The organism is Psychrosphaera aestuarii (genome assembly GCF_017948405.1).
Lineage (GTDB): Bacteria > Pseudomonadota > Gammaproteobacteria > Enterobacterales > Alteromonadaceae > Psychrosphaera > Psychrosphaera aestuarii.
Map to the genome: position 1 here is coordinate 184,558 of NZ_CP072844.1, position 25,055 is coordinate 209,612.

The 25,055-nt window shown below is 36.9% G+C and carries 22 protein-coding genes; 7 read left to right on the plus strand and 15 right to left on the minus strand.

Going from position 1 to position 25,055, the window contains the following annotated elements; translation table 11 throughout:
• The first annotated feature begins 8 nt into the window (after positions 1-8).
• On the plus strand, positions 9-200 hold the full coding sequence (locus J9318_RS00885) for a hypothetical protein (protein ID WP_210560636.1): 192 nt from the start codon (positions 9-11) through the stop codon (positions 198-200).
• A gap of 235 nt (positions 201-435) precedes the next feature.
• On the opposite strand, the gene J9318_RS00890 is transcribed toward J9318_RS00885, so the two are convergent.
• The 4 genes from J9318_RS00890 to J9318_RS00905 form a co-directional block, all read right to left on the minus strand.
• Complete coding sequence (locus J9318_RS00890) at positions 436-1,380, minus strand: hypothetical protein (protein WP_210560637.1); 945 nt, start codon at positions 1,378-1,380, stop codon at positions 436-438.
• A gap of 85 nt (positions 1,381-1,465) precedes the next feature.
• Entirely contained in the window at positions 1,466-1,924 is a 459-nt protein-coding gene (locus tag J9318_RS00895; protein ID WP_210560638.1) for a hypothetical protein, read from the minus strand.
• 285 nt (positions 1,925-2,209) lie between these two features.
• A complete protein-coding gene (locus tag J9318_RS00900; RefSeq protein WP_210560639.1) occupies positions 2,210-2,425 on the minus strand; it encodes a hypothetical protein in 216 nt (71 codons plus the stop codon).
• Between the two features lie 968 nt (positions 2,426-3,393).
• Positions 3,394-3,717 carry a hypothetical protein gene (locus J9318_RS00905; RefSeq protein WP_210560640.1) on the minus strand — a complete coding sequence of 108 codons (324 nt, stop codon included), beginning with the start codon at positions 3,715-3,717 and terminating at the stop codon, positions 3,394-3,396.
• Positions 3,718-4,155: 438 nt separating this feature from the next.
• On the opposite strand from J9318_RS00905, the gene J9318_RS00910 reads away from it, so the two are divergent.
• From J9318_RS00910 to J9318_RS00920, 3 genes are all read left to right on the plus strand, one after another.
• Positions 4,156-4,449 (plus strand): hypothetical protein, encoded by a 294-nt coding sequence (locus J9318_RS00910; protein WP_210560641.1) that lies wholly within the window; start codon positions 4,156-4,158, stop codon positions 4,447-4,449.
• Positions 4,450-4,520: 71 nt separating this feature from the next.
• Positions 4,521-5,447 carry a hypothetical protein gene (locus J9318_RS00915; protein ID WP_210560642.1) on the plus strand — a complete coding sequence of 309 codons (927 nt, stop codon included), beginning with the start codon at positions 4,521-4,523 and terminating at the stop codon, positions 5,445-5,447.
• 216 nt (positions 5,448-5,663) lie between these two features.
• Positions 5,664-6,185, plus strand: a complete 522-nt coding sequence (locus J9318_RS00920) for a hypothetical protein (protein WP_210560643.1) — start codon at positions 5,664-5,666, stop codon at positions 6,183-6,185.
• A 315-nt stretch (positions 6,186-6,500) separates the two neighbouring features.
• Here the strand turns inward: J9318_RS00920 and J9318_RS00925 are convergent, their stop codons facing one another.
• From J9318_RS00925 to J9318_RS00950, 6 genes are all read right to left on the minus strand, one after another.
• Positions 6,501-7,001 carry a hypothetical protein gene (locus J9318_RS00925; protein ID WP_210560644.1) on the minus strand — a complete coding sequence of 167 codons (501 nt, stop codon included), beginning with the start codon at positions 6,999-7,001 and terminating at the stop codon, positions 6,501-6,503.
• A 59-nt stretch (positions 7,002-7,060) separates the two neighbouring features.
• Positions 7,061-7,360 (minus strand): hypothetical protein, encoded by a 300-nt coding sequence (locus J9318_RS00930; RefSeq protein WP_210560645.1) that lies wholly within the window; start codon positions 7,358-7,360, stop codon positions 7,061-7,063.
• Positions 7,360-7,932 carry a DNA-binding protein gene (locus J9318_RS00935; protein WP_210560646.1) on the minus strand — a complete coding sequence of 191 codons (573 nt, stop codon included), beginning with the start codon at positions 7,930-7,932 and terminating at the stop codon, positions 7,360-7,362. Before J9318_RS00935 ends, J9318_RS00930 begins: the two co-directional genes overlap by 1 nt.
• Positions 7,933-8,081: 149 nt before the next feature.
• Positions 8,082-8,939 carry a hypothetical protein gene (locus tag J9318_RS00940; protein WP_210560647.1) on the minus strand — a complete coding sequence of 286 codons (858 nt, stop codon included), beginning with the start codon at positions 8,937-8,939 and terminating at the stop codon, positions 8,082-8,084.
• Positions 8,940-8,942: 3 nt separating this feature from the next.
• A complete protein-coding gene (locus J9318_RS00945) occupies positions 8,943-10,064 on the minus strand; it encodes a site-specific integrase (RefSeq protein ID WP_244731762.1) in 1,122 nt (373 codons plus the stop codon).
• A 34-nt stretch (positions 10,065-10,098) separates the two neighbouring features.
• Positions 10,099-10,353 (minus strand): hypothetical protein, encoded by a 255-nt coding sequence (locus J9318_RS00950; RefSeq protein WP_210560649.1) that lies wholly within the window; start codon positions 10,351-10,353, stop codon positions 10,099-10,101.
• Between the two features lie 196 nt (positions 10,354-10,549).
• Between J9318_RS00950 and J9318_RS00955 the strand changes: the two genes are divergently transcribed.
• Entirely contained in the window at positions 10,550-10,708 is a 159-nt protein-coding gene (locus J9318_RS00955; protein WP_425314325.1) for a helix-turn-helix domain-containing protein, read from the plus strand.
• A 330-nt stretch (positions 10,709-11,038) separates the two neighbouring features.
• Here the strand turns inward: J9318_RS00955 and J9318_RS00960 are convergent, their stop codons facing one another.
• Genes J9318_RS00960 through J9318_RS00980 form a run of 5 tightly spaced genes read right to left on the minus strand, consistent with a single transcriptional unit; the run spans position 11,039 to position 21,157 of the window.
• The gene (locus J9318_RS00960) at positions 11,039-13,162 is read right to left on the minus strand and encodes a 3'-5' exonuclease (protein WP_210560651.1); all 2,124 of its coding nucleotides are present in this window, start codon (positions 13,160-13,162) and stop codon (positions 11,039-11,041) included.
• A 25-nt stretch (positions 13,163-13,187) separates the two neighbouring features.
• Positions 13,188-14,729, minus strand: coding sequence for a hypothetical protein (locus J9318_RS00965; protein WP_210560652.1), 1,542 nt, complete (start codon positions 14,727-14,729; stop codon positions 13,188-13,190).
• A 5-nt stretch (positions 14,730-14,734) separates the two neighbouring features.
• The gene (locus tag J9318_RS00970) at positions 14,735-16,225 is read right to left on the minus strand and encodes a DUF5710 domain-containing protein (protein WP_244731979.1); all 1,491 of its coding nucleotides are present in this window, start codon (positions 16,223-16,225) and stop codon (positions 14,735-14,737) included.
• Positions 16,225-18,027 (minus strand): DUF1998 domain-containing protein, encoded by a 1,803-nt coding sequence (gene drmB, locus J9318_RS00975; RefSeq protein WP_210560654.1) that lies wholly within the window; start codon positions 18,025-18,027, stop codon positions 16,225-16,227. The genes J9318_RS00970 and drmB overlap by 1 nt, the downstream gene beginning before the upstream one ends.
• Complete coding sequence (locus tag J9318_RS00980) at positions 18,020-21,157, minus strand: helicase-related protein (RefSeq protein WP_210560655.1); 3,138 nt, start codon at positions 21,155-21,157, stop codon at positions 18,020-18,022. Before J9318_RS00980 ends, drmB begins: the two co-directional genes overlap by 8 nt.
• A gap of 631 nt (positions 21,158-21,788) precedes the next feature.
• Here J9318_RS00980 and J9318_RS00985 point away from each other — a divergent pair.
• Both J9318_RS00985 and dcm read left to right on the plus strand, forming a co-directional pair.
• A complete protein-coding gene (locus J9318_RS00985; RefSeq protein ID WP_210560656.1) occupies positions 21,789-23,216 on the plus strand; it encodes an MvaI/BcnI family restriction endonuclease in 1,428 nt (475 codons plus the stop codon).
• A gap of 90 nt (positions 23,217-23,306) precedes the next feature.
• Positions 23,307-25,001, plus strand: a complete 1,695-nt coding sequence (gene dcm, locus J9318_RS00990; RefSeq protein ID WP_210560657.1) for a DNA (cytosine-5-)-methyltransferase — start codon at positions 23,307-23,309, stop codon at positions 24,999-25,001.
• Positions 25,002-25,055: the final 54 nt, after the last annotated feature.

Here is a 25,055-nt window from a genome sequence, read left to right on the forward strand (position 1 = left end):
GAGCAGTTATGGAAATTCCAAAAGAAGCACTTGAATCATTCGTCAAAGAGCAATTCGAAAACGCTTTTGCTTTCAGCTTGCTGACAAAAGACGGAATGGTCATTACAAAATACGGCGATAAGTACTATATGGAAAACTCAGCTGAAGCAGGCGAAGCAGTGTTGGGGTCGATAGGGAAGATAGGCACCAAGAACAAGTAATATAAACTTTTCGCTTTATGTGCTTAATAAAGTCTGCGCATTCTCATTATGTCGTGGTATTAATGAATGGAATTAAGAGCTACTGAAATAATATGCGCTGACTTGATACTGCCCCAAAACGTGTTAAGGCCAACTGCTCAATAAAGCAAGGTATAGACCTTAAAGTCGTAACTTATGATATCAAGGCCGAGACTTTTCTTAACAATTTTCGATGAATACATAATCACAAATTAACTTAATAAATTGAGTCTAACCATTGTTTAAAATGGCTTGTGTGGGTTTTAATCCATTGACTACAAAGTAAGTAACTGCCTCCGTAAACCTTTTTGTAATAACGCTTCTTATCTTTATCTGAGATTAAATTTGTGGTGGTGAGTATTGGATATGATGACATCTTAAATTTTGTTCTCGAATACTCTAAATCCATCAAGTTTTTAATTTCCTCATCAGAAAGAAGATTATTTTCAAATAGTTCTCTAAAAGAAGTTTGAACTAATTTCCCAATTTTAACTTCTGTATCTAGATCATCATCTGGATTACTTGTTGGCGTGGGTTTTGTTTTTCGTTTACTTCCAAATAACTGAGTCAGTTGATAACTCCGTAAAAATAATTCTGATGTATCGGCCACATCATTAGATAATGAAAGAGTAGGATTGAGAATCCTATCTTCAAAGCTTTCATTTGAAATCATTTCTATCGATGTTTCCAAGCCAAATTCGTCAATAAAATCATTGAGCATTTCTAGTCTATCGTCTAGCTTTTTTTGTTCGCTTGGGTTGATTTTAGGTGTGGCAAAGATAACGGTTTTATTGAATTTACTATCAAAGTAAATTTCAAAAATTAGCAGTGTTCGCAAAAGCTTTTTGGTTACATTAGCAACATTATCTCTGTAATTTAAACCGTTTGAATGAAATGCAACATCTACACCGAATAGTTTGTTATTGTTGAAATCGAAACCGATTACGTCAATCTCAGATGATTTAATCAATTGATTGATTGTTCTAAAGTTACCAAATGGTTTATCGAACCTATTTTGAACTTCGTTGATAATATATTCTAAATCCCCGATAGGCTGATGTGCCCATTTATCAGATATTTTCCAATTTAATTGGGCTATCTGACATTGTTTTATATGTCGTAACCAACTGTAGATTAGGGATTCACCCATTTCTATTTTCATAATAACGTCCCCAAAATCTAAATGTTTGTTTTGGTATAATTTGTATAGTTGATACCCAATCAAATCAACTATGTTTCAAAGGTTCCTATGAAAGTTCAGAAAACCTTAAATTTAGTGTTTCTTTAATGGATGTGACAGATGACGATAACTCTTTCATTAATGGAATCCATATATCGGAGCAATCATCAGTTATTAAGTAGAAACCAATTCCATCAACGATAAAAGTCGCTAAACTTTGTGACTCAGACCATTGATTGATAATACTTCTTCTTTTTTCATAACTTAATTTATTGATTGCTTCTCTTAAAAACAGAATGTAGTCACTGCACTGCTTGTCTTTAGGAAAGCCATTTTGTTTTCTTTGCGTGAAGTCTCGATCATTAAGGGATAGTGATTCAAGGTTTTCTAACAACTCAATGACTGCACTTTCAGATGTTAAGTGTGTTACTTTGCTAGAAATACCGCCACAAGTTGTGCAGTAATAACTATCACATTCAGTTTGGTTTTTGTAATTGTTGAATATCTCTCTAAGATTATGGGGCATTTGAAATCCATTTTTTTATGTTTTTAACCAACTGTAGATCAGTAATCTGTTCTGTGTCCATCCTCGCATAACGTTAGAAAAGAATCTAACTTAAGTGCTTTATGTAGAATAACTGAATAATAGAAATCACTCACATTTTCAAAATGAAGAACCTTTCACTTATGCCGAATTGTAACCGCTCTAGGCTCATAACTACCGCTTTAAAGTCAGTAGTCAACATCTGCTAGTGGCACAAAGCAGACCTTTGGCACTAAAACAAGTTGGAGTGATATTGACCTGAAGCAATTAGCTCTTTGCTTCTTCCTTGGGCAGCAGCGATTTAAGTTTTTCAACAATGTCTTCTAAAACTTTAATAGTACAGCGCTCATGATGTAACAACCCCATCATAATATCTTCATCAAAACATTCCGCATCTGCTATTAAACAATGTTGACTGCGTAATTTTACGAGTAACATTTTTTTAAACACTTCCAATTCTTCTATAACGTCGAACAAATCCATAATAACTTCCAGCTGACTGTTATTAGACTACGTTAACTAAGGACAAAAAAAATCCTATTTTGGGATATTCGAAAGTTCAGATTAGCTATTGTTCATTGCATAGTTACACGGTGTTTGTTGATTCGGGGCTTACTTCATGTATGAAGATTTCTCAGGTTCACGCATTTAGAATGTATCTTCATGAACCTAGAATTAACAACAAAACTGTACTGGATGAGTGCAGATATCAGTTGATTTTAGCTTACAGGTGTACTCTAAATACTTTTCCATAGACCTTGATATATTCAATCGAAGATACGACTCCATTTACCTTTATTGACTGGTATATAAGCATGTTAGATGAAATTCACACTTCTGGGCACTTCGATTTGAACCTACAAACAGCAATGTACTAATCACCAATTAGGCCGAAAGCCCTAAAATTAGCTAGCTTCATTCTCACTGCGAGGGCGAAGCTAACTAATCTACAGTGTTGGATTAACTGAATTTCTATTTGTTTACCCAACGAATAATCCCTGACATGAGTTAAGGTCTGTAGCCATTAGTACTTAGAATCAAAGAAAACCTAGGTTTAAACATTTTGGAATATTTCACTGAAATGTCCCAGATTAATATAAGGGCTTCAAATAACATCATCTCAAGCACTTCGATTGTAGTGTGGATAAGTTCATTTCGAATTAAATAGGGGTAAGGTGAAATGTCTGAATATCATTATCAATGTAGATTTTGTTTATGTACGACTAGTATGTAGCATGAAGATGACGGCCAAGATTCTTTTTATGGAGGGGCAATTGAAGATTGATGACGACTGGGACGACGATTAATGAGTTGATTACAACTTCCTCTGTAAGACAATTAAAAAACGTTAAGTTTTGTAATTGAATTGTTTCTTTGCAATATGAAAGTTTATGTGTCAGGTTTTGAACTAACTCACTCAAGTAACTTAGATCAATTCATTCAAAGAACCTCTAACCCTTTTGCTTTGGATCAAAATATTTTTTCGCATACTTGTTGCAACCACCGTAGAAAAGTTCACTTTCACAATTTCGCAAACATTTCTTCACATTATTTTTGAGTGATTCAAAAAACTCTTCTTTCATCAGATTTGATACTTTACCTTCTTCCAGTTTTTCAACTAAAGAGTCCGCTTTCCTCTTTGGTACACTACATTGTTTATTCTCAACATCTTTATATTGTTCACACGTCAAAGATAAATAATCAATAGGTACTTCACAGTTAGCGTTTGCAAAATTCATGTATAAAGTACAAAAAACTAGTAGTATTTTTTTCATATCGCGGTCTCATAAATATTTGATTTTAAACGATGGTATATTTACTATTTATTAATTACAATTTAATTTTGTGTTCGATAGCCATCAACACACCATGTTAAACTCAGCTGGAGCTTTCTTTGTTAAGCATAGAGGTAGTTACGACCAGACTATGGTTTAAAGAAACCCTCTAAAGTGACAAAATAGTAGCTAATCCTGAGGGGCACGGTTGTTGTGGATGGATTACAGCTAAATTACCCGGTATTATTAACCTTTTACTTCTAAGCTGACTTGGCTCCAGTGATAATATATTTCTAACAAATACTCAAACATCTTTCTAAACATAATATTCAATGACTCACTTTATTATGTAGTGAGAGGTCAAATGTAGATGAAAATTAACGGGTGTGGATTATCGTTAATAATTGGTATCTATCTAATTCAATAGGACAGCGAACTATGAAATTATTTTTTTGTATCTATGCTCTTTTTTCTTCGAGTTTGGCTTATGCTTACCAAGCAAATTGCACTACTAATGATGGTAGAAGTTTCAATATTTCAGTTAGAGATAAAGTTTTAACAGTTGATAATAAATATCACCATCCATACCAAGGAAGAACCGACAAAGGATGGTATGAATATGCTAATTCAAAATATACTTATAAAACAGGCTCCTTCAAAGGTGATGAATTTCCGATTGAGGTTATTAAAGGTAGAGGAAAAAGAGCAAGTGGTCAGTGTCGGTTTAGATAAAGCGTTATAAAATATAAAAACATGCGATGACAGTGTCGCTGTTGATGTCGAACACAGATAAGGATATTACAATGAAGATTTTAATTGCCATAGTTTATACTTTCGCTATATCAATTCCTCACGTGTATGCAACTGGAAATAGATTTAGCATCAAACCAATTGAAGACAACACTCGTTTCTTGTGCGAGGCTGAGTTATTTGAATATGGTAACCAACAATACGCCCCACCAGACAGCTTTAAAGCCGCTTCTATTACTTTCACTAACGCTATGGATAGACTCACTCTTAAGTTTAAGAGTGAGTCATCTATATACAGTTTCGACAGCTTCTTAAAAGTGCCGCATAGCTCTAATGGCGTTGAGAAGGGAACGTTGGGAATGACCTTTTCGCTAAAGCTAGAGAATGGAGAAGCTTATATCCTAGACGTTTTTTCTGAAGGGTCGATGATTCTTTTTGCACCAATTGACGGAAAAAGAATGATCATTACATACAAATGTAAAGATTTGCTTCTCTCGATTACTGAACATTATGCAAATGGTGATATGTTTAAGTATTCTTTGTTTAATAGTGTGTTGAATGTAGCATTACCTCATGAGCCACAAAAAATAGATATTGGTGCTTATGGGCTAGAAAAGTATGTAGCTACTGACAAGCCAAATAGTGTCGTATATACCGTCAGCTCGCAACCAACTGATTTAGAACATGACATAGGCGCTTATAAATCTAGCTTTAAGGAAACACTTGATCAAATACTTACTGTGCCTGCAAAGGCCGATAACCAAACACTAATTTCATTCAATTCTAATTTCGATAGAAAAGCTAATAAGTATTATGCAGAAATGACTACTTGGTATATTCAAGATGGAATTAAAAGATTTAAAAGTGTAAAACGGATAATTTATAAGAAAAAAATATATGACTGGGCTGTGGTGTATTCGAACAGTTCCGACAAAAGTGAAGTTTTTGATAACTTTAAAGACTTCATGGAAATTAACTAAAAAAATTAAAGGTTCTATTTGTCACTACAACTGGAGATGGTTAAATGCCAGTTTATGGTCGTACACAAATGGTAAAACAAGAACTATGCTACTAAAAATCGATGTATTATTGATATACAATTTATCATTAAAGAATTGGGTATTGGTAGGATATTAAGGCTTTTAGTTTCGGTATTAAACAATGGAATGTGTTCTCATATAAATCGGTTAAACTTAATGAAAGAAGTAGTGATACTAGGTACTACCCATGAAATTCAAGAAGGAAATAGACTCTCCGTTGAATTTAAAGCTTACATAAATAAACTTGTTAAAATATACAATATAAGCTCCATTGCAGAAGAAATAGAAGATAGTAATGTGCATATAGCAGCCACAGTTTGTGCCGAGTTAGGTCTATCTCACGAGATTATTGACCCTAATCCAAAATACTATAAAAGATTGGGCATCAAACCCATTGCGGACATAGAATATGAAGTCATGCAATTACATTTTTTGAATGTATCTCCACTCAATCGTGACAAAGTGTCGCCAGAAGTTTTGCTTGATTTCGATTCAAGAATGCGCGAAGAACACAGTTCAAAAAGAGAGAAGGAGTGGCTAAAAAATATTTTAGCTCTTAATACGTGGCCACTTTTGGTTATCGTGGGGGCAAATCATTTCACGTATTTTTCCGATTTATTATTAGAAAACAAAATAAAAGTGCATAAAGCTGCTCCAAATTGGCCTAGAGAAAAATGAACTCCTTCGACAATCATTATTATCGAGTTTAGCTACCCATACTTAACCCTAAATCTCTTGTAAGTAAATTGCCATAATATAATGAATCTAAAATCACATAACAAAGAAATGATTTACCATGAACGTGTCTTATTAGTTCGAGAGCTTCATAATAATTACTTTAAATTATGTCTGCGTTCGTATCAAAGCTGCCTTAATCGTTAATTGTCGCTAGGTCTGCTAATGGCACAAAGCAGACCTTCGGTCCAAACACGTTCCTGTCCCATTCGTTTTATTGGTTGTTATAGGGTGATTTCAGTGCCGTCTCATTTAAGACTAAAACGTGTAGGGAATTACGGTCTTATCATCACAATTATCGCTCGTTATTTCTGAAAGTTTAAAGACTGTCTTCCCAGTTTCGTGATCGTCAATTGCAAACATCATCGGTATATTCACACCGCAATACTGCTGATATTTATAGTAGAAAAACTCTCTTGGGTATTTACCCCAAACAGGATCGATGAATTGCATGGATAATTGTTCGACTGTCGCAGATTTCTCATTGACGGCGGCTGATACACTTGAAAGCTCACCTGCAAGATTTTCGTTATTCAAAGTCACTACAAAGCGGTCTTGAACACCAGCATCAACATTCATCAATACCGTGTCATAGATTTCGTCCCAGTATAAAAAATTAAAAGGATGCTCTCGTTTGGCTTGCTTATGCAAGTAGCTTTTAAGCGGATATTGATGTCTAAGCCGCTTGTTAAATCCAGTATCGGAGTCAAACTTGGTTTCTATGTGTCCAAAGAAACCAAAGTCTTGTTTGGATGCCAAGCTAGTTTGTTCGACTCCAATTTAAAATTATACCAAACTAACTTTTGCGAAATATTTAGTTACTTTCGCTGTTGTCGCACTGCCCTACAGAAGTCACACCAGCCCAAAGAAAAGCCTTTTACTAGTTTATCGACTTTATCTATATCGCGCTCATATCGACAGATAAAGGCAATGGAGTTAGTTTCTGGTGGGAAGATAGCTCTAACGTCATTCATGCCATTGTCTATATTATAAGTACTATCCGCCAACTGACTGATATCTTCACTGTCGAACGCATAACGGGCAAACGCCTTGAGTAAAATTATTTGAGGCACGTCATTATTTTCTAATATCTCTAAGGTATAGTTTGAGTATTTCATTAGCTAGACTCCTTCGCTGAATTATTTAATTTTACTTTGTTTGAAACTGAAGCATAGGCGGTGAGTTGCCCGTTTAAACTGGAGTTTTCAATCAGTAGGTCTGCATTTTGTTTAGCTAACTTATCGCGCTCTTTTTCAATCTCGAGTACTTCTTTTTCTAGACGTTGTATTGATTCGTCGGCCGAGATTTCTGACTGCTGGTAGTTGTCTATCTCTTGTTGATACTTCTTACTCGTATCTTCGAGTCTTGATTCAAATGTAGTCTGGCAGCGTATAAAAGACTGAGTGATGACCGTTTCAAGCTGTTGTTTATGTTGGTTTATCATCTGAAAACCGTACTCTGATATATCTGAAGGCAAGTCATCCAAAGCAATTGACTGGAGGGTATCTAAACCACTGTTCCCTTCTAGTTTTTCTAAATATTGATGCCATACCTGTTTAATGCGTAACAAGCCTCCTTTGAATCCCAAAGCCGCTCGAATTGAGCCTGGGTTAGGAATTTTACCGGCTTGTTGGATCTTCAATCCTGCATCGATAATCATTTTTTCTGAAACTTCTGGTGGTCTCGACATTTTCATCTCCAAACACTCAAAATAGAGTTAGTTTCTTTAGTTTCTTTAGTTTCTTTAGTTTCTTTAGTTTCTTTAGTTTCTTTAGTTTCTTTAGTTTCTTTAGTTTCTTTAGTTTCTTTAGTTTCTTTAGTTTCTTTAGTCCGCAGTGTTCAGAAACTAGGGAGTGTTCTGCAAGCTTCCACCACAATAATAAGTCTGTTAATTTCATCAGATAAGTGAGTGGGCTTGGTGTCTGTAAACGTTAATAAATTTTGAAGCTTTGCTGAGATATCAGGCGCAACTTGATGTAATTGAGAAAGTTCATTTCGACACATTTCAATTGTTAATTTACGACCATCTATCATGGTTCCAAGTGCTGTCTCTTTGAGATCTGAAGTAAATGTCTGTGTAAGGCCTATATTGCCAATTAAAGCAGCAACCAATCCTAAATCACGCTCTTCTTGCGTTAAACTCGAGTACATTGTAATGGCGTACCCTGTTTGAATAGCTTCTGCTAGCAGGCCACCAGCAAAGTTATAATTTTCATAAAGGTTTGCTGGGCAAGTTAAGTACTGTACAGCTACGTGAGGATGCATTATTACCTTTTGGACGAAGACTCGAAGGTTAGCGTCTGAAATACGTGAGACTAGCTCTATTAGCCGAATAGTGCCCCCATCCACAGGACATAATGCCGATGGCAGATAAGTTAGGTGCCGCCCAATTAAGCTGAAGTTTGCGGGTTCTATATATTTTCCTTGCCAATAAACTCCTCGCTGACCTTTTACCAATTGCGCCTCTACATGTACCAAGCTATTTGGCCTCAAGTCACCTGAGATACAGAGCTGGTCGCGGCAAAATATTTTCAATTGATTTGTTGCATCAGAGATGTGTAGCACACTGACCAAATTGCCATTTGAATCGGGTTTAGTGACTTGACCAACTAAATAATAATTCCCTTTAAAGCGAAATGCTGGCTCAATGTTGCTTTGTAAATTTTTGGTTTTAGGGTCTGTTTTGCGATCTGCCATAACTTATTTCTCCAATACGTTTTTAAACATTCTGTTAGCTGCACTGCCATCATTTCGAGTTAAATTGGGCACATAGCGCGAATACACACGAAACAACATTTCGGTATTTGCATGCCCCATTTGTCTAGCAATCCACTCTGGTGATTCACCTGATGCTAGCCACAACGTCGCAGCGGTATGGCGCATCTGATATGGATTTCGTTTTTCTATACCTGCCAATCGTAAAAGTGGATACCAAACCCGCTTTGTGACTGAGTTATGATCAAGCGTTTTTCCGTCTTTAGTGACAAACACATATTCCAAATGCCCTGTCCTTGCATGCATTGCTTTAAAGCATTTAAAGACCTCGTCGCTCATATGAATTTCGCGCTGGCTAAAGTCGTTTTTGGTGTAAGATGACTCGCCGTCTGAAATCGTTTCTCTGATAAGTATTTCGGCCCTATCAAAGTCCACATACTTCCATTTCAACCCATCAATTTCGCTGGTTCTCATGCCAGTAAAAAAGCGGATTAGAAAGTACTCATAAAAATCCTCTCGACAGTTGTCGAGGATTAACCTGATCTCTGGCGCAGTGAATGGCTGAATATGAGACTTAGGCACCTTAAGCGGCTTTATCTTTTGGTGTGGTGACTTGAAGTCAAACCGATCGGCGGCTTCATTTAAAATGGCGCGCAAAATTTTGAGGTGCCGATTGATATGCCCTGGTGAGAATGGCTGACCATTGCTTTTTTTGATTTCACAGAGGTAATTTCTAAACTGCAGAATTTGTGATTTGGTTAGCTCGTCGATGGGTATGTTGCCAAAGTAAGGCAATAAACGGTTCTCTGTAATATTAGTCACCGTTTTCACATAGCTCTTACCCCACTGCACCTTGTTTTCATCAATCCAAGTGCGAGCGAACTCTACTAAAGATGGTTTGCTATTCAACGACGTCACCCTGTTCACGACAGAACGCATTTTTTTCAAGGCTGAGCCCTCAGGAAACGTCGCTTGGTAATCAAACGTTCCTAACAAGATTTCCGCTTCTATCTTGTCGAGGAATGCACTTAGACGTTTTCGGTTCTGCGGCGTATCGTTAAGCTCCGTCTGCTCTCGACATCGAATATTACGATACCGAAAGTCCATATAGAGCTTACCCGTTTCCTTCCTAACATTAATGCTAGCCATTATTGTGACCTCCAACGACTGAACCACCATTTGTCATCGGAATCGCCATGGCTTGTTTGGAAAACTTGCACATATCTCGTTGAATCACTTCCCAGTTGTACAGTATCTTACGGCCGCCAAATGGACGGATGTAATGAATACCCTCAAGCAGAACTGAGTCTTTTAGACGTTCGCGAATGGTGCGGGTGTCGTATTTGATTAATTCTGAAAGCTCTAGTGTCGTTACAAAATTTGAACCTGATTGCATAGCTATCTCCTAAAACAAATGTTAAGTTAGGCGACAAATGTTTATTCAATAATTCAATTTGTCATCCTAAATGACATTATGCATCTCAAAATGCAATTGTCAATAACTTTTTGTTATTTTAAATGACATTATGCTACTTAAGAGGTTAATCGGCATGATTAGGTGTCACTTGGCTCGCCTCATGGGTGAGAGAAAAATGAAGATAATGGACGTAGCGAGAGAAACCGGTCTAAATCGAAATACTGTTACGCTACTTTATAAAGAAACAGCACAACGAATCGACCTTGATGCGATCGATAAGCTGTGTGATTTGTTTGATTGTGAAGTTGGAGAGTTGTTGGAGAAAGTTGGTTAATTCCGAAGCGTACAAAATATTTATTTTTTTTGCAAAAATCGGTTCCGCACGTAAGTCAGAAGTGGGAAAATAGTGCGAACCTGAAAAGCTCTTGCATGTCACAATTGTTTATAGGAGCTAGATTGTTTCCGGACATAATTGAGTTGGAACATTATGTAAAAGCGGCGAATTAAATTCTCATTATGTTAAATCCCCATAGAGTGACCAAAAATCAAATGGCTAAAAACTGACGGTTTACTTTCTTAGCTTAGCTAATCGTAATATTAACTGTTGTTTTTTTCAGATAATATACAAGTGACTCTATGATATTCATCACCTTTGTGGGTATTGCTATATAACATTATTTAGGTACGGACTCGGTTCACCATAAGAAGATACATAAAGTTTTTTTATCGCTCTAGTTGCTGCTACATGAAAGAGGGCTCTTTCACAATCGTTGTAGGCCTTTTCTCCCATTGCATCGATCTGCTTTTTATTCATGAGAGGCATAATCCCTTCATTCATTGAACAGATAAAAACATAGCGAAATTCTAGCCCTTTTATCCTGTGCATAGTAGCAAATCTAACTCCTTGTTTATCACGTTCATCATTTTTTCTGCCTAATACTTCTACATCAACACCGTTTTTTATAACCTCACTAGCAAAGTAATCTCTTTCTTTTTTAATCCGAAATACGACACAGACATCACTTAACAGAACTTCATTATTCTTAAGTTCTTCAATATTCCGTATCAACCAGTTGACTTCATCTTTTCTAGATTCTAGCAATTCAATAGTTGGCTCATTTCCTTGAGTAAGCGAATGGTAATCAGTATCAGAGTCTAAATTTCCATCCATGTCATCGACCTGCATGTTATTCAAAATGGCACTCGCGAAGGTTCGTGTTTGTTCAGTAGTTCTGTAATTTATCTTTAACTTGTTTCCTCGCCCCCTTATATCAATTCCACAGTGGCTCATTATTGCTTTTCGGTTATAAATTCTTTGATGACTATCACCAACAATAAATAAATCATTTTGTTTTTTAGGTACAACACTACGAAGCAGCGTTAACGCCTCGGGCCCCATGTCTTGTCCTTCATCAACAATCACTGACTGGTAGCCTAACTTCATTTTTCCTTGTTCAATCAATTGAACTGCATCTAGCATTGCCTGATTAAATGTTCGATAACCTTTTTGAACCAAATTAGAAATCATCACCTCAAAAACCGGCCAAATTTGAGTTCTTTGTTGGCGATTAAGCCTAGTTACTCTGCCTGTTCTAAAGGCTTTAATGTAATCATCTTCGGAATTAATTTGTTGAGGAACTATTACTTTTTCCCACTCTTCTTGATAAAAAATATTTGGAAATGTTAGATCATGAGGTACCGATTGAAAGGCTTTTTCCCAAAAAAATATGTAATCTTGAGTGTGATTAAATAATATATTATATGGATATTTTGTTTTCCTTAATTGCTCTAAGACCCATTTATCAATATTTTGAACCTCAATTTTTCTTTGTATCTTTGCTGAGCAAATTTTTGACAAATTATTCTTAATATCTGCTGCAAGGTTCGCTGTATATGTTGTTAAAAGTACTTTTTCATTTGTACTAGCACACCGCTCAGCCAACCACTTTGCGCGATGCATAGCAACTACTGTTTTGCCTGTACCTGCTCCCCCCAAAACGCGTACTGGACCGCTCCAATTTTTTTCCACTAATCGTCGTTGGGAAGAATGTAAAAAAACCCTCCAATGCTCTAATGGCTTTGAAAGCATGTTATTTAGCTCTTCTTCTCCATCAATAACTTTAAAAAAACGTTGAGAATAATCACGGCTCAGCGCTGCTGCAAAATCGTTGATATCAACAGCTTCATCACTTTTCTTACAATACTCTTGCTTTAAATTTTCCCAACTTTCACCCATAGCGGATAAATATATAGCTTCGTAGGCTTCCACAGGTAGTTTTGATTGAAAGCTTTCTAGCTGGTTTAGGGTAGTAACATTGAGTAGCGCAGATATATATTCACTTGGTATTCCGACCAGCTGCAACTTTTCTTGAGTTAATCCTATCGAAATTTTGGCCGAATTATCTAGATTCGAAATATTCGGCGAAAGTGGAACTTCTTCAATATGTGTTGTGTTAGCTTCAAAAACTTGCATTGAGCCCGTAAACTCATTGACTTGGCACTTCTTTCTGCATGCCCAGTCATATGCGTCATCATGTTTAGCTACAAATACCAATAAAAAAGTATGTCCGAAATCAGGCTTTTTTACTATTCCTCGGAAGTTTTGATCAATTCGTACTGAACGGTATGATGGATCCGCAGCATTGTTTATTTTTTCATAGTTGATGCCGTTAGACATAGGGTTTCTCATAAACTTAGAGAAAAACTGTAAAACCCTATTTTGAGCATTTCTTGGAATTGAGGCAAAAGCATTCATACACTCAATTGAAATGGCAACTTGTACATCCATGATACGCCTTCAAATTAGATATAAATTAATCACAAAACTTATTAGACTTTAGGAAAATATCTAAAGGCTTCAATAAGGTTATTAAGTGTTTTAAATCTTGTTTTAGATTAGGAGTATCAAACCAAGTTGCAGGCAATTGAATTATCAACCCAATTTCGGTGATCTCAAACCTAACCCCATGTGGTAATGAAGGTTGAACCGCAATAATATTTTTTGCCATCGGGCCACTATATTTTTTGGATTTAGCCTCATCTGTAAAGTCTAAGATCCAAATTGAAAGCGTTGACAAGTTATTATTACACAACAAGCTTAATTCGAAGCCAGCTTTTGCCTTTAAATTTTTGATGATATAGCTTTTATAATTACCTAAATCTCTATCAGATAATTCTAACCAATCAAGTTTTGATATATCAAAACTAGAACTTTCATCGCTAATACAGGCTGGAGCTTTTATTTCAGTAGAAGAGTCATCAAATAAATCTATTTGAGGTTTGGAATCGTTATTAGCCTTAGGTGCACTTTCTGCAGAAGCACTATTTTTGGATGAAGAAATTAACTCTGATAATGAGTTATTAAGCAATCCAGCTCGAAAGTCTTGGATAAAAGAACGAAAATGACTAGAATTTTCTCTTTCCGTCGAACTCAAAAAACTATAGCCAAACCTTATGGAGACAAAAGCTTCTGATAAATTAAAAACTTCTTGACCAATATTTTCTTTCATCTGTTCTTTGATAGCGCCTAGACTTTCTATAGTGGGGTTTAGCAGAACTAAAATAATAGCTCTTAATAAAGTCACTCCATCATCTGTAAACTTTAGATTAATATCGCTTCCTTCCAGAATGCTTGATACTATCGAGGTCCATCGCTTAAATTTAGGAGAGTTTTGCACCTCAGCTGGAGAGTTATTTATTATCTGTTGATATATCAACGCAGGATCCCATCCCGCATCAACACCATTATTTAAACAGATATTAAAAAAAGTACATGCTAGTTCGATATTTTCTTTATCTGCACCATTAACTTCAAGTAAAAAGCTAATCAAATCCTGTTTATTGCAACTTCTCTCCAAAAGATTGGTTCGAAAATCAGGGTTAGATTTTTCAACAAGAGATTTGCGATGAACGAGTAAAGTAACACCATCTTCAAACATCATTTCATTAGTGAACTCTAGTTTGCTAACATCTTTTGGATAAGTTGTTTCTATTTTAAGCGCTAACTTGTTCTCTTGCGATGAGTCTATAACGTCACAAATCAAGTTATTTATATCGAAATTCTCATAATGTCTTTCAAGAAAAGTATTTAACGATTCAGTAGACGGAAAGACGACTCTGTCCACCAAAGAAAACGATATAAATCTATCAGGACTGTATTCACACAGTTTGAGTGCAACAAGGTCATCACTGAATACCCCCATAGATTTCATCGAAATCAATGTTGAAAAGTCGACGGCTAAATTACCGGATACGTTTATACAAAATGAAGTTGGAATAACCTCATAAGCAAGTACATAACGACTAAAATACTTTTTGGGTAGAAGTACGAATACTTCTTCGGCAAGGTGCTTCATTAAATTTAATCCATTGCTTTGTATTCTATCAGTCCTGAGTCAATGCTTGGAATATGCTCTAGAATTGAACCTTCACACCTTCCACATTCCGTTCTCATTAAAAATAATTCTGAACGAGCTCTAGAACAAATGACATACAAATTCATCTTAAAAGAGGTCAAATCTGTATCATTAAATGAAAAATTTTGAAGTTGAGGGACAAATACTATATCAAATTCAAGACCTTTACAGCTCCTTCTATTTAATACAGTTATTATCCCTTTCTTATCGAATGAAAGAGATTCACTTTCCTTTGCATTTTTGCTCGTATATGACTGAACCTTATAATTACTGATTTCTTCCGTCAACATCTTTACAAAATATGTTCGATCCTCTTCGGAATCAACTATGATACCTACTTCTTGAGCCCCTCTATACTTTAGAAAAGCCTTAATGTAACTTACTTGTTCGGTATCTGTTTTTGTTGTAATTAATTTCGGGACACTGCCTTCTCGCTCAGGCAATTCAGGCATCCCTGTGTCAAGCCCTACGTAAAAGTAACTCGATAATTTTGCAATTTGTTTAGTGTTCCTAAAATTTTTTGTAAGGCTAAATTCGCGCTCATTCTTTATCTTCAGTGCACTCCTAATATCATCAATTGATGAATTACTGCCTTCCTCTAATCTTTGGTTTTCATCAGCTAAAATAGTAAGGCCACCCTCATTTAACTGTTTAGCAGCCAACCTTAAAAATTTAAACATATTTGGACTGAAGTCTTGCGCTTCATCTATTATTAGGTGTCCCCAATCAATATGATTGCCTTTATCAGACTCGAGGTACATATCTAACATTTGCTCCCAATGAAATACCCACTTAGATATTTCAGGTGGATCAATCGTAGTTTCTGAAGGTAGCCATTTATTGAAGTCATTAGGGCTTTGCTTAAGCTGCATTGCCGTAATCCACCAACTCTTTTTTGATGGCTCATATCGGGCGCCAGCCATTTTTACTTGTTTTCTATCATGGAAAGTATTTTCAAGAAATATTATTTTTTTATCGTCAAATTCTCTCCAGCACTGCGATTTAAAATTACTAGAATTCACATACCACTTTTTATAATTACCATCAAAACGCGCTCCCAAAACTTTAACTGATTCTCGTTCGGCATAACTTATATCAAGGTAGATAGGAGCTTCATCGTTAGGGTTGTACGTATCACTAACCCTTTCTATTTTATGCTCTTTCCACCATTTAGGGAGCCAGCTATGTAATGTACTCGAATGTATATTACCTTCCATAGTCGAAGCAACATTCTCCGTATATTTCCTAAGGACACGATTGAACATCAAAACTACAGCATTAGAGTTCCTTTTTGCTATAACTTGAGCACGAAGGAAAGCTATCACTGTTTTGCCGGTACCTGGTGGGCCCGTAACTAGTATACTCCCATCAATAGGCGCGTCTTCAAAAATATCTTGTTGCTCTTCACTGATCTGTCTAGCATTTGGCATTTGCATCAATAATGCCCCTCAGAGACTTGATTCATAATCGAGCTGAAAAGGCCATGCTCCCCATTCTCTCCTATCAATAATTTTCTATCTAAGAGAAGGTTATTGTGTTCACAGCTTGTTTCTGAAATTAGAGTACATGAATGACAAGCGGCCTTGTTCAATCCCATAACCCCTTGAGAATCTAACTCACTGCAAACAGGGTCATTAGAACACCAATTTGCAGTTTCTAAAGCAGCTATTATTGCAGGGAAAAGCCTGTTGGCTTCTCCTTGTTGCACAAGCCCTCCTAAACTCCCCTCTGAATCACCATCCGCCGTATATATAAGAATCCCTGCTTGACCTTCTGAAGAATAAATCCTTTCTCTAATAGAGCCACTTGAATAGCCACTTTCAAAACTAAGTTGTCTAATTAGTAGGTGGGCAAAAGTATGCAACATTATAAATTTAGGAGATGGAAAAGGTAAGAAAGTTGATTTCATTTCTCCACAACGTCGCTCCACCTCATGAAGTCTTGGAGTTATAAACGAACTTTCTAGGTTTTCCCATTCATTCAGCGCATTTGCATTAAATTCAATGAATATCCCTTCACCATAGACTTCACAAGCAGGTAACCAAGAATATTTAGTTCTTGTATCTTTCATTGGTATAATGTCATCGCTAGGACTAATCCTTTCAAAACCGCAGAATGCTCGTACTTCTCTAAGCTTGTCTAATAGGACAACTTGCTTTATTAAATTTTCACAACCAAACGTTTTCTCTCCTTCCCATTTTGCTTTTCGAGCTTTAAAGGTTGTTGTTTGCAAACTTCGAGGGTCGCCTTTACTTAAAATTTCCCATTCGGCAAGTCGTAAGTCTTCATCTTTAGGTATTTTAAATTCTCTGCTTGCTTCGCCATTATTGCTGACGGCGTTAATTATTTCTTCTACGCTAAAATCGAATTCTTCTGCTAACTCTTCAGCATAACTCCTTGCTACTTTTTCTTTTCCATTTTCGAGTGCTCTTTTAAGATCAAAGTAATCATCTGTTTCACCTATAATATTAATTATTGGGTTACCTGTAGATGAAACAGTTATTGGGATATCCAATGCAGACCTAATAACAGGAAAGTACAAATTACTTGCCCCTCGTTGAAGGACATGTAATGGCTCATCGCAAGAACGTTCGTGACCTTCTTTAAACTCCCAAGGCTGCCTGTCTGAACAAGGTATAGGCAGTGCTTTTTCATTCATTATATCTGCAAGAGAGTTACTTGCTCCGCATCCTGGATTTCGACATGTAACCTTCAGGGAGCCTAGACCACTGCCTTGATTTTTTACTGTCTGAAAATATAAATGCTCTTTTGGGGCGCTACATTTTTTTCCTTGTTTCATATGAGCCCACAAATCCCAAGGGACATCTTGCAAGTGACCTTTGTTGCAAGCGGCAACAAAACGCATTGGGACTAAAGTTCTTTTTGTACACGCACTGTTTCCACATATAGGAATGCCATTTTCATTTGTTGTATCTTCTCTTTTCCATTGCTTTAAATAGCGGCATTTAGGACAAAACATCCACCTAGGGAACCTATAAGTTGTTAATGAATTTTCTTTGTGCACATGGCCCCAACGTTGTTTAACTACAGGAGGCTTCTTCAAGGACCAAACACCTGCTTCTTTCGTCAAACGATCTAGTTTGATTTCTTCTAAATTCCTAGGCCAATGACTAATATCCATAAGTATTAGAGATTCGTCACCTATATCTATAATTGAACCAGGGCCAAATGGGCTAATAAGCTGCGAGCTACGATAGCTTCTCTGTAAATTAGTCATTTTTTTCACCTCGGACCAATAAATGTGTTTCAGTGTCAACATTACGCATAGAGTTTAGAGTTTTCCATGCTTCGCTATGTTTTTCACTATCGAATGCTTTAAACAAAGGACGGTGCTGATGGCCGCTACTTGCTTCATATCGGTTAATTGGCTTATCTTTCCTATTTGCTCGCTCGTGCCAATCATCGACTAAACTATCTAGATAATCGAATACTACGTCACACTCCTTAGGATCCATCCCGAACATTGATTGCCTTATTCTTTCAATAAAGACTTTCAAAATTTTTTGAAATTCAGAGGATTCTTTATCAAAATACTGTGCACTGTCATTACGTTGTAAATACCCAGTTACTCTAACTATAGAGATAAGCGAGGCGTGCAACGCCCTTTCTATTGCAGGTAAGGCCCACGGAGTTACGCTAGTAGGCTCGACAAATCGATACAATGCTTGATGGTAACTTTTAAAAGTTTCATAGTGAGATCTATCTCGAGGTTTTGTTGGAGAATATTGGGTTACAACTATTCCAGGAGGCCTTTTTTTATCACGCCCTACTCGACTTGACGCCTGAATGTATTCAGCTGTAGATTTAGGCTGCCCTCCTATAAGCATCATGCCTAATCGTCCTATATCAACACCAACTGAAATCATATTGGTACAAGGTAAAACATCAACAGGGTTCCCATGTTGAACTGTACACTCTAAATTGCTGAGTACTTCAGGAATACGAGATCCCTTGACATTGGCACTTAACTCTTCGACTAAGTCGACTGTTCTACATTCGCTATGGTTTTTGGCAATAACTTCTATACGTGCTGGAATATCATCCCTAGCTAACGTCATGGTTTTACCTAACTCACGGCGGCTATTATGATATATTGGCAATGTCCAGTAACTGTCTAATATCTTATCTTGCAACCCTAGCTCAATCGGCGATTGCAACATTGCAGCACCGGTTTGAACCATTGCTGTTTGCCCTGTATGCCCCGACGGCATAATACCTAAGTATATGCGGCCTGGATTAGTTTTATCTTCTTTAGAAAAGAAAGAGTCTGATTCATCTGTCCCTGACGGAGGGAAAATATTCACACTGCGACCAAACAATTTGTTTACTTGTTGCTCTGCACTTCGAATTGTAGCTGTAGCAGCAATAACTTTTGGCTCACTACCTTTAATTTTCATAATGCTGTCAAAACCAGCTTCATAAATTCCTGCAATGGTACCAAGTGGCCCTGAAATTAGGTGCAATTCATCTTGAATAATTAAACTTGGGGGCTTCGATTTGTTGGAGCCAAAAAATGATTGTGCTTCTGCTTTCCAAGTCAAACGAGCAAATTTATCAATAGTTCCAATTAATAATGTAGGGGGTTGCTGGTATAAGGCTTCATCAACAACTTGAATTGGTAGTTTTGAATGAAATTCACACTTTTCACTTGGACAGAAGAACCTAAAAAAGCTACTAGGGTTACAGTTCACCCCATAGTCTGTTGAATCTTCGCTATGGCTATTAGGAAATATGCTCGTGCCACACCATGGACAAGCCTGCAATTGAAATGGATTTTCAGGTTCATCAGAATCGCGCTCTCGAGCGAATTCTTTATAGGCATCTTTAAAGGAGTTTGGAGCACTAGCAGAACCCACCCATAATCCTAAACTAAAAGGCTCTTTACCAAATGTTTCCTCATCGGAATCTCTTAATATTTCTAAAGCACAAATTAAACTACCAGCACGTTGAAACTGCTGTGAAGTTAATAATCTAAGAGTGTAGCGCTTAATTACTGCTGTTCCGCCTCCTTGACTAGCTAATGTAAGGCGACGAAATATCATTTCCCAAGCGGCTACAGCAAGATAGGCTTCTGTTTTACCACCACCTGTAGGAAACCATAGTAAATCTACTTGATTATGGGATGAAGAAAAATTTCCATTTTTGTCTGGAATCAATGACTCAATGACAAGCAATTGAAACGCTAACTGAAATGGCCTCCAATTAAATTTACCAACCTTTTCCTTGCCAAAATAATCTGGCGTATTGTAACCCCAATTTTTTGGTTTTGATTTTCCTGCATAATCACTACTTGAATGGATCATTTGCATCAACATAGCTTTATTCGCTAGACGAAATGCTTTCATAGCTAACGGATTAGCTCTCAACATCGAGATCCCAGAATCCATCCGCTCAGCAGTATTTCTAAGTTGTTTAATAATTTTATTTTTTGCTTCTGAAAACCTCTTCTCAAGAAGTGTGCCGTCAAGGCCATCGATCCATTCTCGATAGGCATCTACTAATAGTTCATAATCACTCAATAAAGACTTTGAGGAGTAATTTTCAATATCAGCAATGCGGTGAATACTCAAAGTCTCCGATGTTAGGCCTGAGCTGTCAGGTAAATCTAGTTCAGTAGTAAATCCTTTAACTTCATGAGAAGGCATGGCTTGGGTACGAAGTTCGCTCGGAAGCTCAATATCATCCCAATCTACCGCTATACCGTGACCAACAGCCCATGGAACCCTATTTCTGTATGTTAGTTCTAGCTCTTTTTGTTCATAATCTAGCTTAAACCTATCGCTGCTAGGGTACTCTTTAAAGCATCCTTTCAGGGTTTTGACTTTGATGCTACTTTGAAACAAGCAATCTTCTGGGTTCAAGCGCTCTCCAGATGAGGCTTGATTCGAAAAAGCAATGGTAACTATATTTCCACTCAAATAGCGCCTGACAGTTACATCTAGTCTTGCATTTCCATTGAATAGAGGGTGTTTTTTATTTCCGCTTTCATCTAACTTAATATCGAGTGAAAAAGACAACGGTTCTCTTCGCCACTGATTGTCTTGCCCCTTAGAATACTTACCCGCACAAACATCTATTTTTAGAGAAGTATCAGGCGAAACTGCAAATGAAAGAGCCATAGATGAAGGTTTAAAGTCATTACTTAATGCTTCGGTTGTCGAGCCTTCACTATCATCTTCATCTGATTCATCGGTACACGCCGCTGGAGGAAACAGCGTACCCATCAAATAACGTTTGTGTGGGTAGTCTTTGATTAATTCTTCAGGGCCCCCTTGAGGCCCTATTAGCTGACTTCTAAAATATTCAATTAATTGTTCACGAGCTTCTATAAACGCACTTTTCTGCACTTGTTACTTCCTTATACTAGTACAACTAATTTTGATGACAATTTTTATATCAATTGAAATATGCAATGTAAACTATTGATATTATTTTATTTCATTATTCTAATGAATGCATATTTTAGAGGTTATGGAAACATAAGAATAGCTTTTAGTACAGGTAATTAAATTAGACTTATATTTGATTGCGATTGATTAATATATAGCTAAAACTTAAAAGCTTATCTCCAGTAATGAGTTTTGAAATGCGTTCCATCGGATCGACGCAATAACACTGAACTGGTTCTGTAGTGACACAGTGATTTTGGCCACCTAATTAGAGAATGTTATGATTTATTGTGGTTGGTTTCCCCAACTCTTTGGCGCATAGATGCTAACGTAGAATCTCTGCATTGGAAATATCAAACTACAACCATATCGCTAACAACAAACTTTTCCACATTTGTTATTAATTTATTTGTTCCTTTTTGAGCACATGGACGCCAAATTTATTGTCTTAAAATCCAATTTCAAACCCATCACAGATTTATGCAAAGGTAAGACTTTCGGTTTTAAACGACTTTAATTGCTCGATAATCGTTGTTAATCTCACATTATCAAAATGTTATTTATAAACAATAAGTAAACGGATTTATTAGTGAACTACGATTTAAACCACCTAGACCATGTTGGGCTCTCATCTGTAATAGACGTTTTCCAAATATTAAAAAGCCACAATTGTGAAACTGCAATTATCAAGAAGCTGGCGAAAAACAATAACGATAAAAACCAGGTTTATATTCACAAAGATATAAGTGTTTTCAATTCCATGTTTGACCTGACGTTCAATGAACGCGATGAAAGCACCAGTGTTACAAAATATGCGTCAAAGCCAGGAGAGCGAATTCCCGAGGCCATCTTTAATGATTTTTCTTGGGTTTCCGTCAATGGCTCGCTTCATAAAGTAAATGACTGTAAAGCAATACTTTATGCACAATACCCTGAAACCCGCCTTTCTCGATTTCAAACCGAAATAAGAGAAATGCCACGCTCGATGTCGGTTGAATATACAAAGCGGCCTGAAATGAAGAGTAGGTATCTATTTATCGGTGCAACTAAATCCGGTGCAGCTATCGCGATAATGGTCGTGGATCCACAAGAGCCTTTTAATGACGAATACAAAAAGCTAGACGACGCGGTTGCATCTGGAGTTATTAAGTTTTCTAATCTAGGACGCTCAGATAACAGAAGTGAACAACTTAAAAGTGCTTTGACCCAACACGCTCTCGGAAAAACAATGAAAGGTTGTCGTCTTAATACCGCTGGTGAAGAGATCCCTTTTAATAGCACACAAGTTTGCGGCTACACCTTAGAAGCTGCACTAGGAATAGTACCAAATGCTGATGGAGAGGGTGATATTTTCGGAATTGAACTCAAAGCAATATCTAAAAAGAAAGTGACTTTATTTACACCAGAACCCGACGGTGGACTATATAAACAAGACTTCAAAGCATTCATGAGAAAGTATGGTTATGAAAAGGAGCAAGGTGTATTTAGGTTCACGGGCATACACCGATGCAACATCCTTACGCCAAAGACAGGCTTAACTATGAAAATTCTTTGTAAGGTCCTAGTTGATAAAAAAACGAAGACATTCCGAGACGCTGAATACGACCCAAACCGGAATATTAATGAACAAGTAAAATCACTCAGAGTTTCACTCGTTGACTCTGAAGGAAACGATGCTGCAAGCTGGTCATTTGAGAAGCTATTAAATAAATGGGGCGTTAAACATAATGAAACCGTTTATGTTCCAGCAACAAAAACTGACAACACAGATAACGATGAGATTACATCTGGCTTCAAACACAAAGTTACATTTTCTGATGAAGTACTTTGGTGTAAAAGAACCGATATTTCTCGTTTATTTAATGCAATTTACGATGGGACTATCGTCTTTGATCCTGCCCCTAAATTTGTAGAGCATGACTTGTCTAAAACTAAAAAGCGCTCCCAATGGCGACTAAACAATATTTTTAAAGATGCTGAAAAGTTGTATGAAGAAGTAGAAATAGTTAAAAAATAAGATACTGTATAAAAAATCAGATCTAGGTGGAAAAAAGGGAGTAATGTGTGATAGATTCCACTTATTAATCCCCGAAGTAGAAAACTAGCAATGTACGTTAAAGAAATCATCCAAGCAGATAAAGTTGCTGAAGAGCGCATTCATCAACAGAAGAATGAAACTGATAAACTGCTTAAATTATTGCTAACTATTTATGATCAAAAGACTTTAGCTCTAAAGCTTAACTGCGAAGAAACAGGGTTATCATTAAAAGAAATTTCACGTGAAAAACTTAACGCGTGGAAGAAAGCCCCTTCTAGCAGCAATATATTAATAAACGAAGATACAATCGAAAAAATTAAACTCGCCCTTCTACCGCAAAAGCCATCTCACTGGGACAACCCGAGATTTAAATTCATTGATCTCTTTGCTGGTATTGGCGGTCTTCGCAAAGGGTTTGAGGAAATAGGTGGTAAATGCGTGTTTACTAGTGAGTGGGACGCAGACGCAAGAAAAACGTACCTTTCTAATCACTTTGTAGATGAGTCTGAATTACCCTACTTTGTAGACACTCCGGAAGAAAACCCTGATAAGAATCAGTCGTTCATGGACATAACGCAAATTACAAAAAGTTCTGACCATGCGTTCAACGAAGATGAACGAAAGCAACACATCCTAAAACATATTCCACAACATGATGTATTGCTAGCAGGCTTTCCTTGCCAGCCGTTTTCATTAGCTGGTGTTTCCAAGAAAAATAGTTTAGGTCGTGCGCATGGCTTTGAATGTGAAACTCAAGGCACACTATTTTTCGATGTAGAGAAGGTGTTAGAAGCTCGGAAGCCAAGGTTTTTTGTATTAGAGAATGTTAAAAACTTAAAGAATCACGATAAAGGCAATACTTTTGCAACTATCATTAGAGCATTAGACAAGCTTGGTTATTTTATATCTGATGTTACTGACCAAGGTTCTAATATTGAAGAAGCAATTGCGGTCGTCCGAAAAAGAAAACCTGAACCAATTATTATTGATGGAGCAAAGTTCACTCCCCAACACAGAGAACGTGTTGTCATCGTAGGTATACGAAAAGACTTATTAAAATCCAAGCCGGAATTTGCTCAATTCTCATTGAAAGATGTTGCACGGTTTTATCCGGAGTCGAGATTGACACTCGCTGAAGTCCTATGTGAGTTAAAAGAAGAGCAACGCAAGAAGTACACACTTACTGAAAATCTTTGGAGCTATCTTTACCATTACGCTCTGAAGCACCAGACAAAAGGTAATGGCTTCGGATTCGGCATGGTTGACCCAACAGACCCAAACGCAACAACAAGAACACTGTCTGCTAGATATTATAAAGATGGTTCTGAAATTCTAATCAATCAAAATGGCGTTGAACAAGACTATTTAGATGACAACAAACCTGCCGCGATTGAAAAGAATCAAGAACGCGAAGCATTTGCGGTCGAATATGCGAACTCTAAAAAAGAATCAGAACCTAACTGCACAGTTGATGAATATAAGCTTTGGATAAAAGAAGCAGAAAAAGCGTATGACCAAGAAAAGGGAAGATATTCACCATCTTTTGACGCAAGCTACAAAACCCCTCGCCGATTGACGCCCAAAGAGTGCGCACGACTTATGGGGTTCGAAAAACCCGAAAAATACCGTCAATCTGAATTTGATACTGACTTTAGAATCGTATGTGCCGACAATAAAGCTTACAAACAATTTGGTAACTCCGTTGTCGTGCCTGTTTTTCGTTCAGTCGCTAAGTTATTGGAGCCTTTGATTAAAAAGTATTAATTCTTTAATAGCTTGTTTGTGGAAAGAGGTTTTGGAGTCAAAGGACGGCTTAGA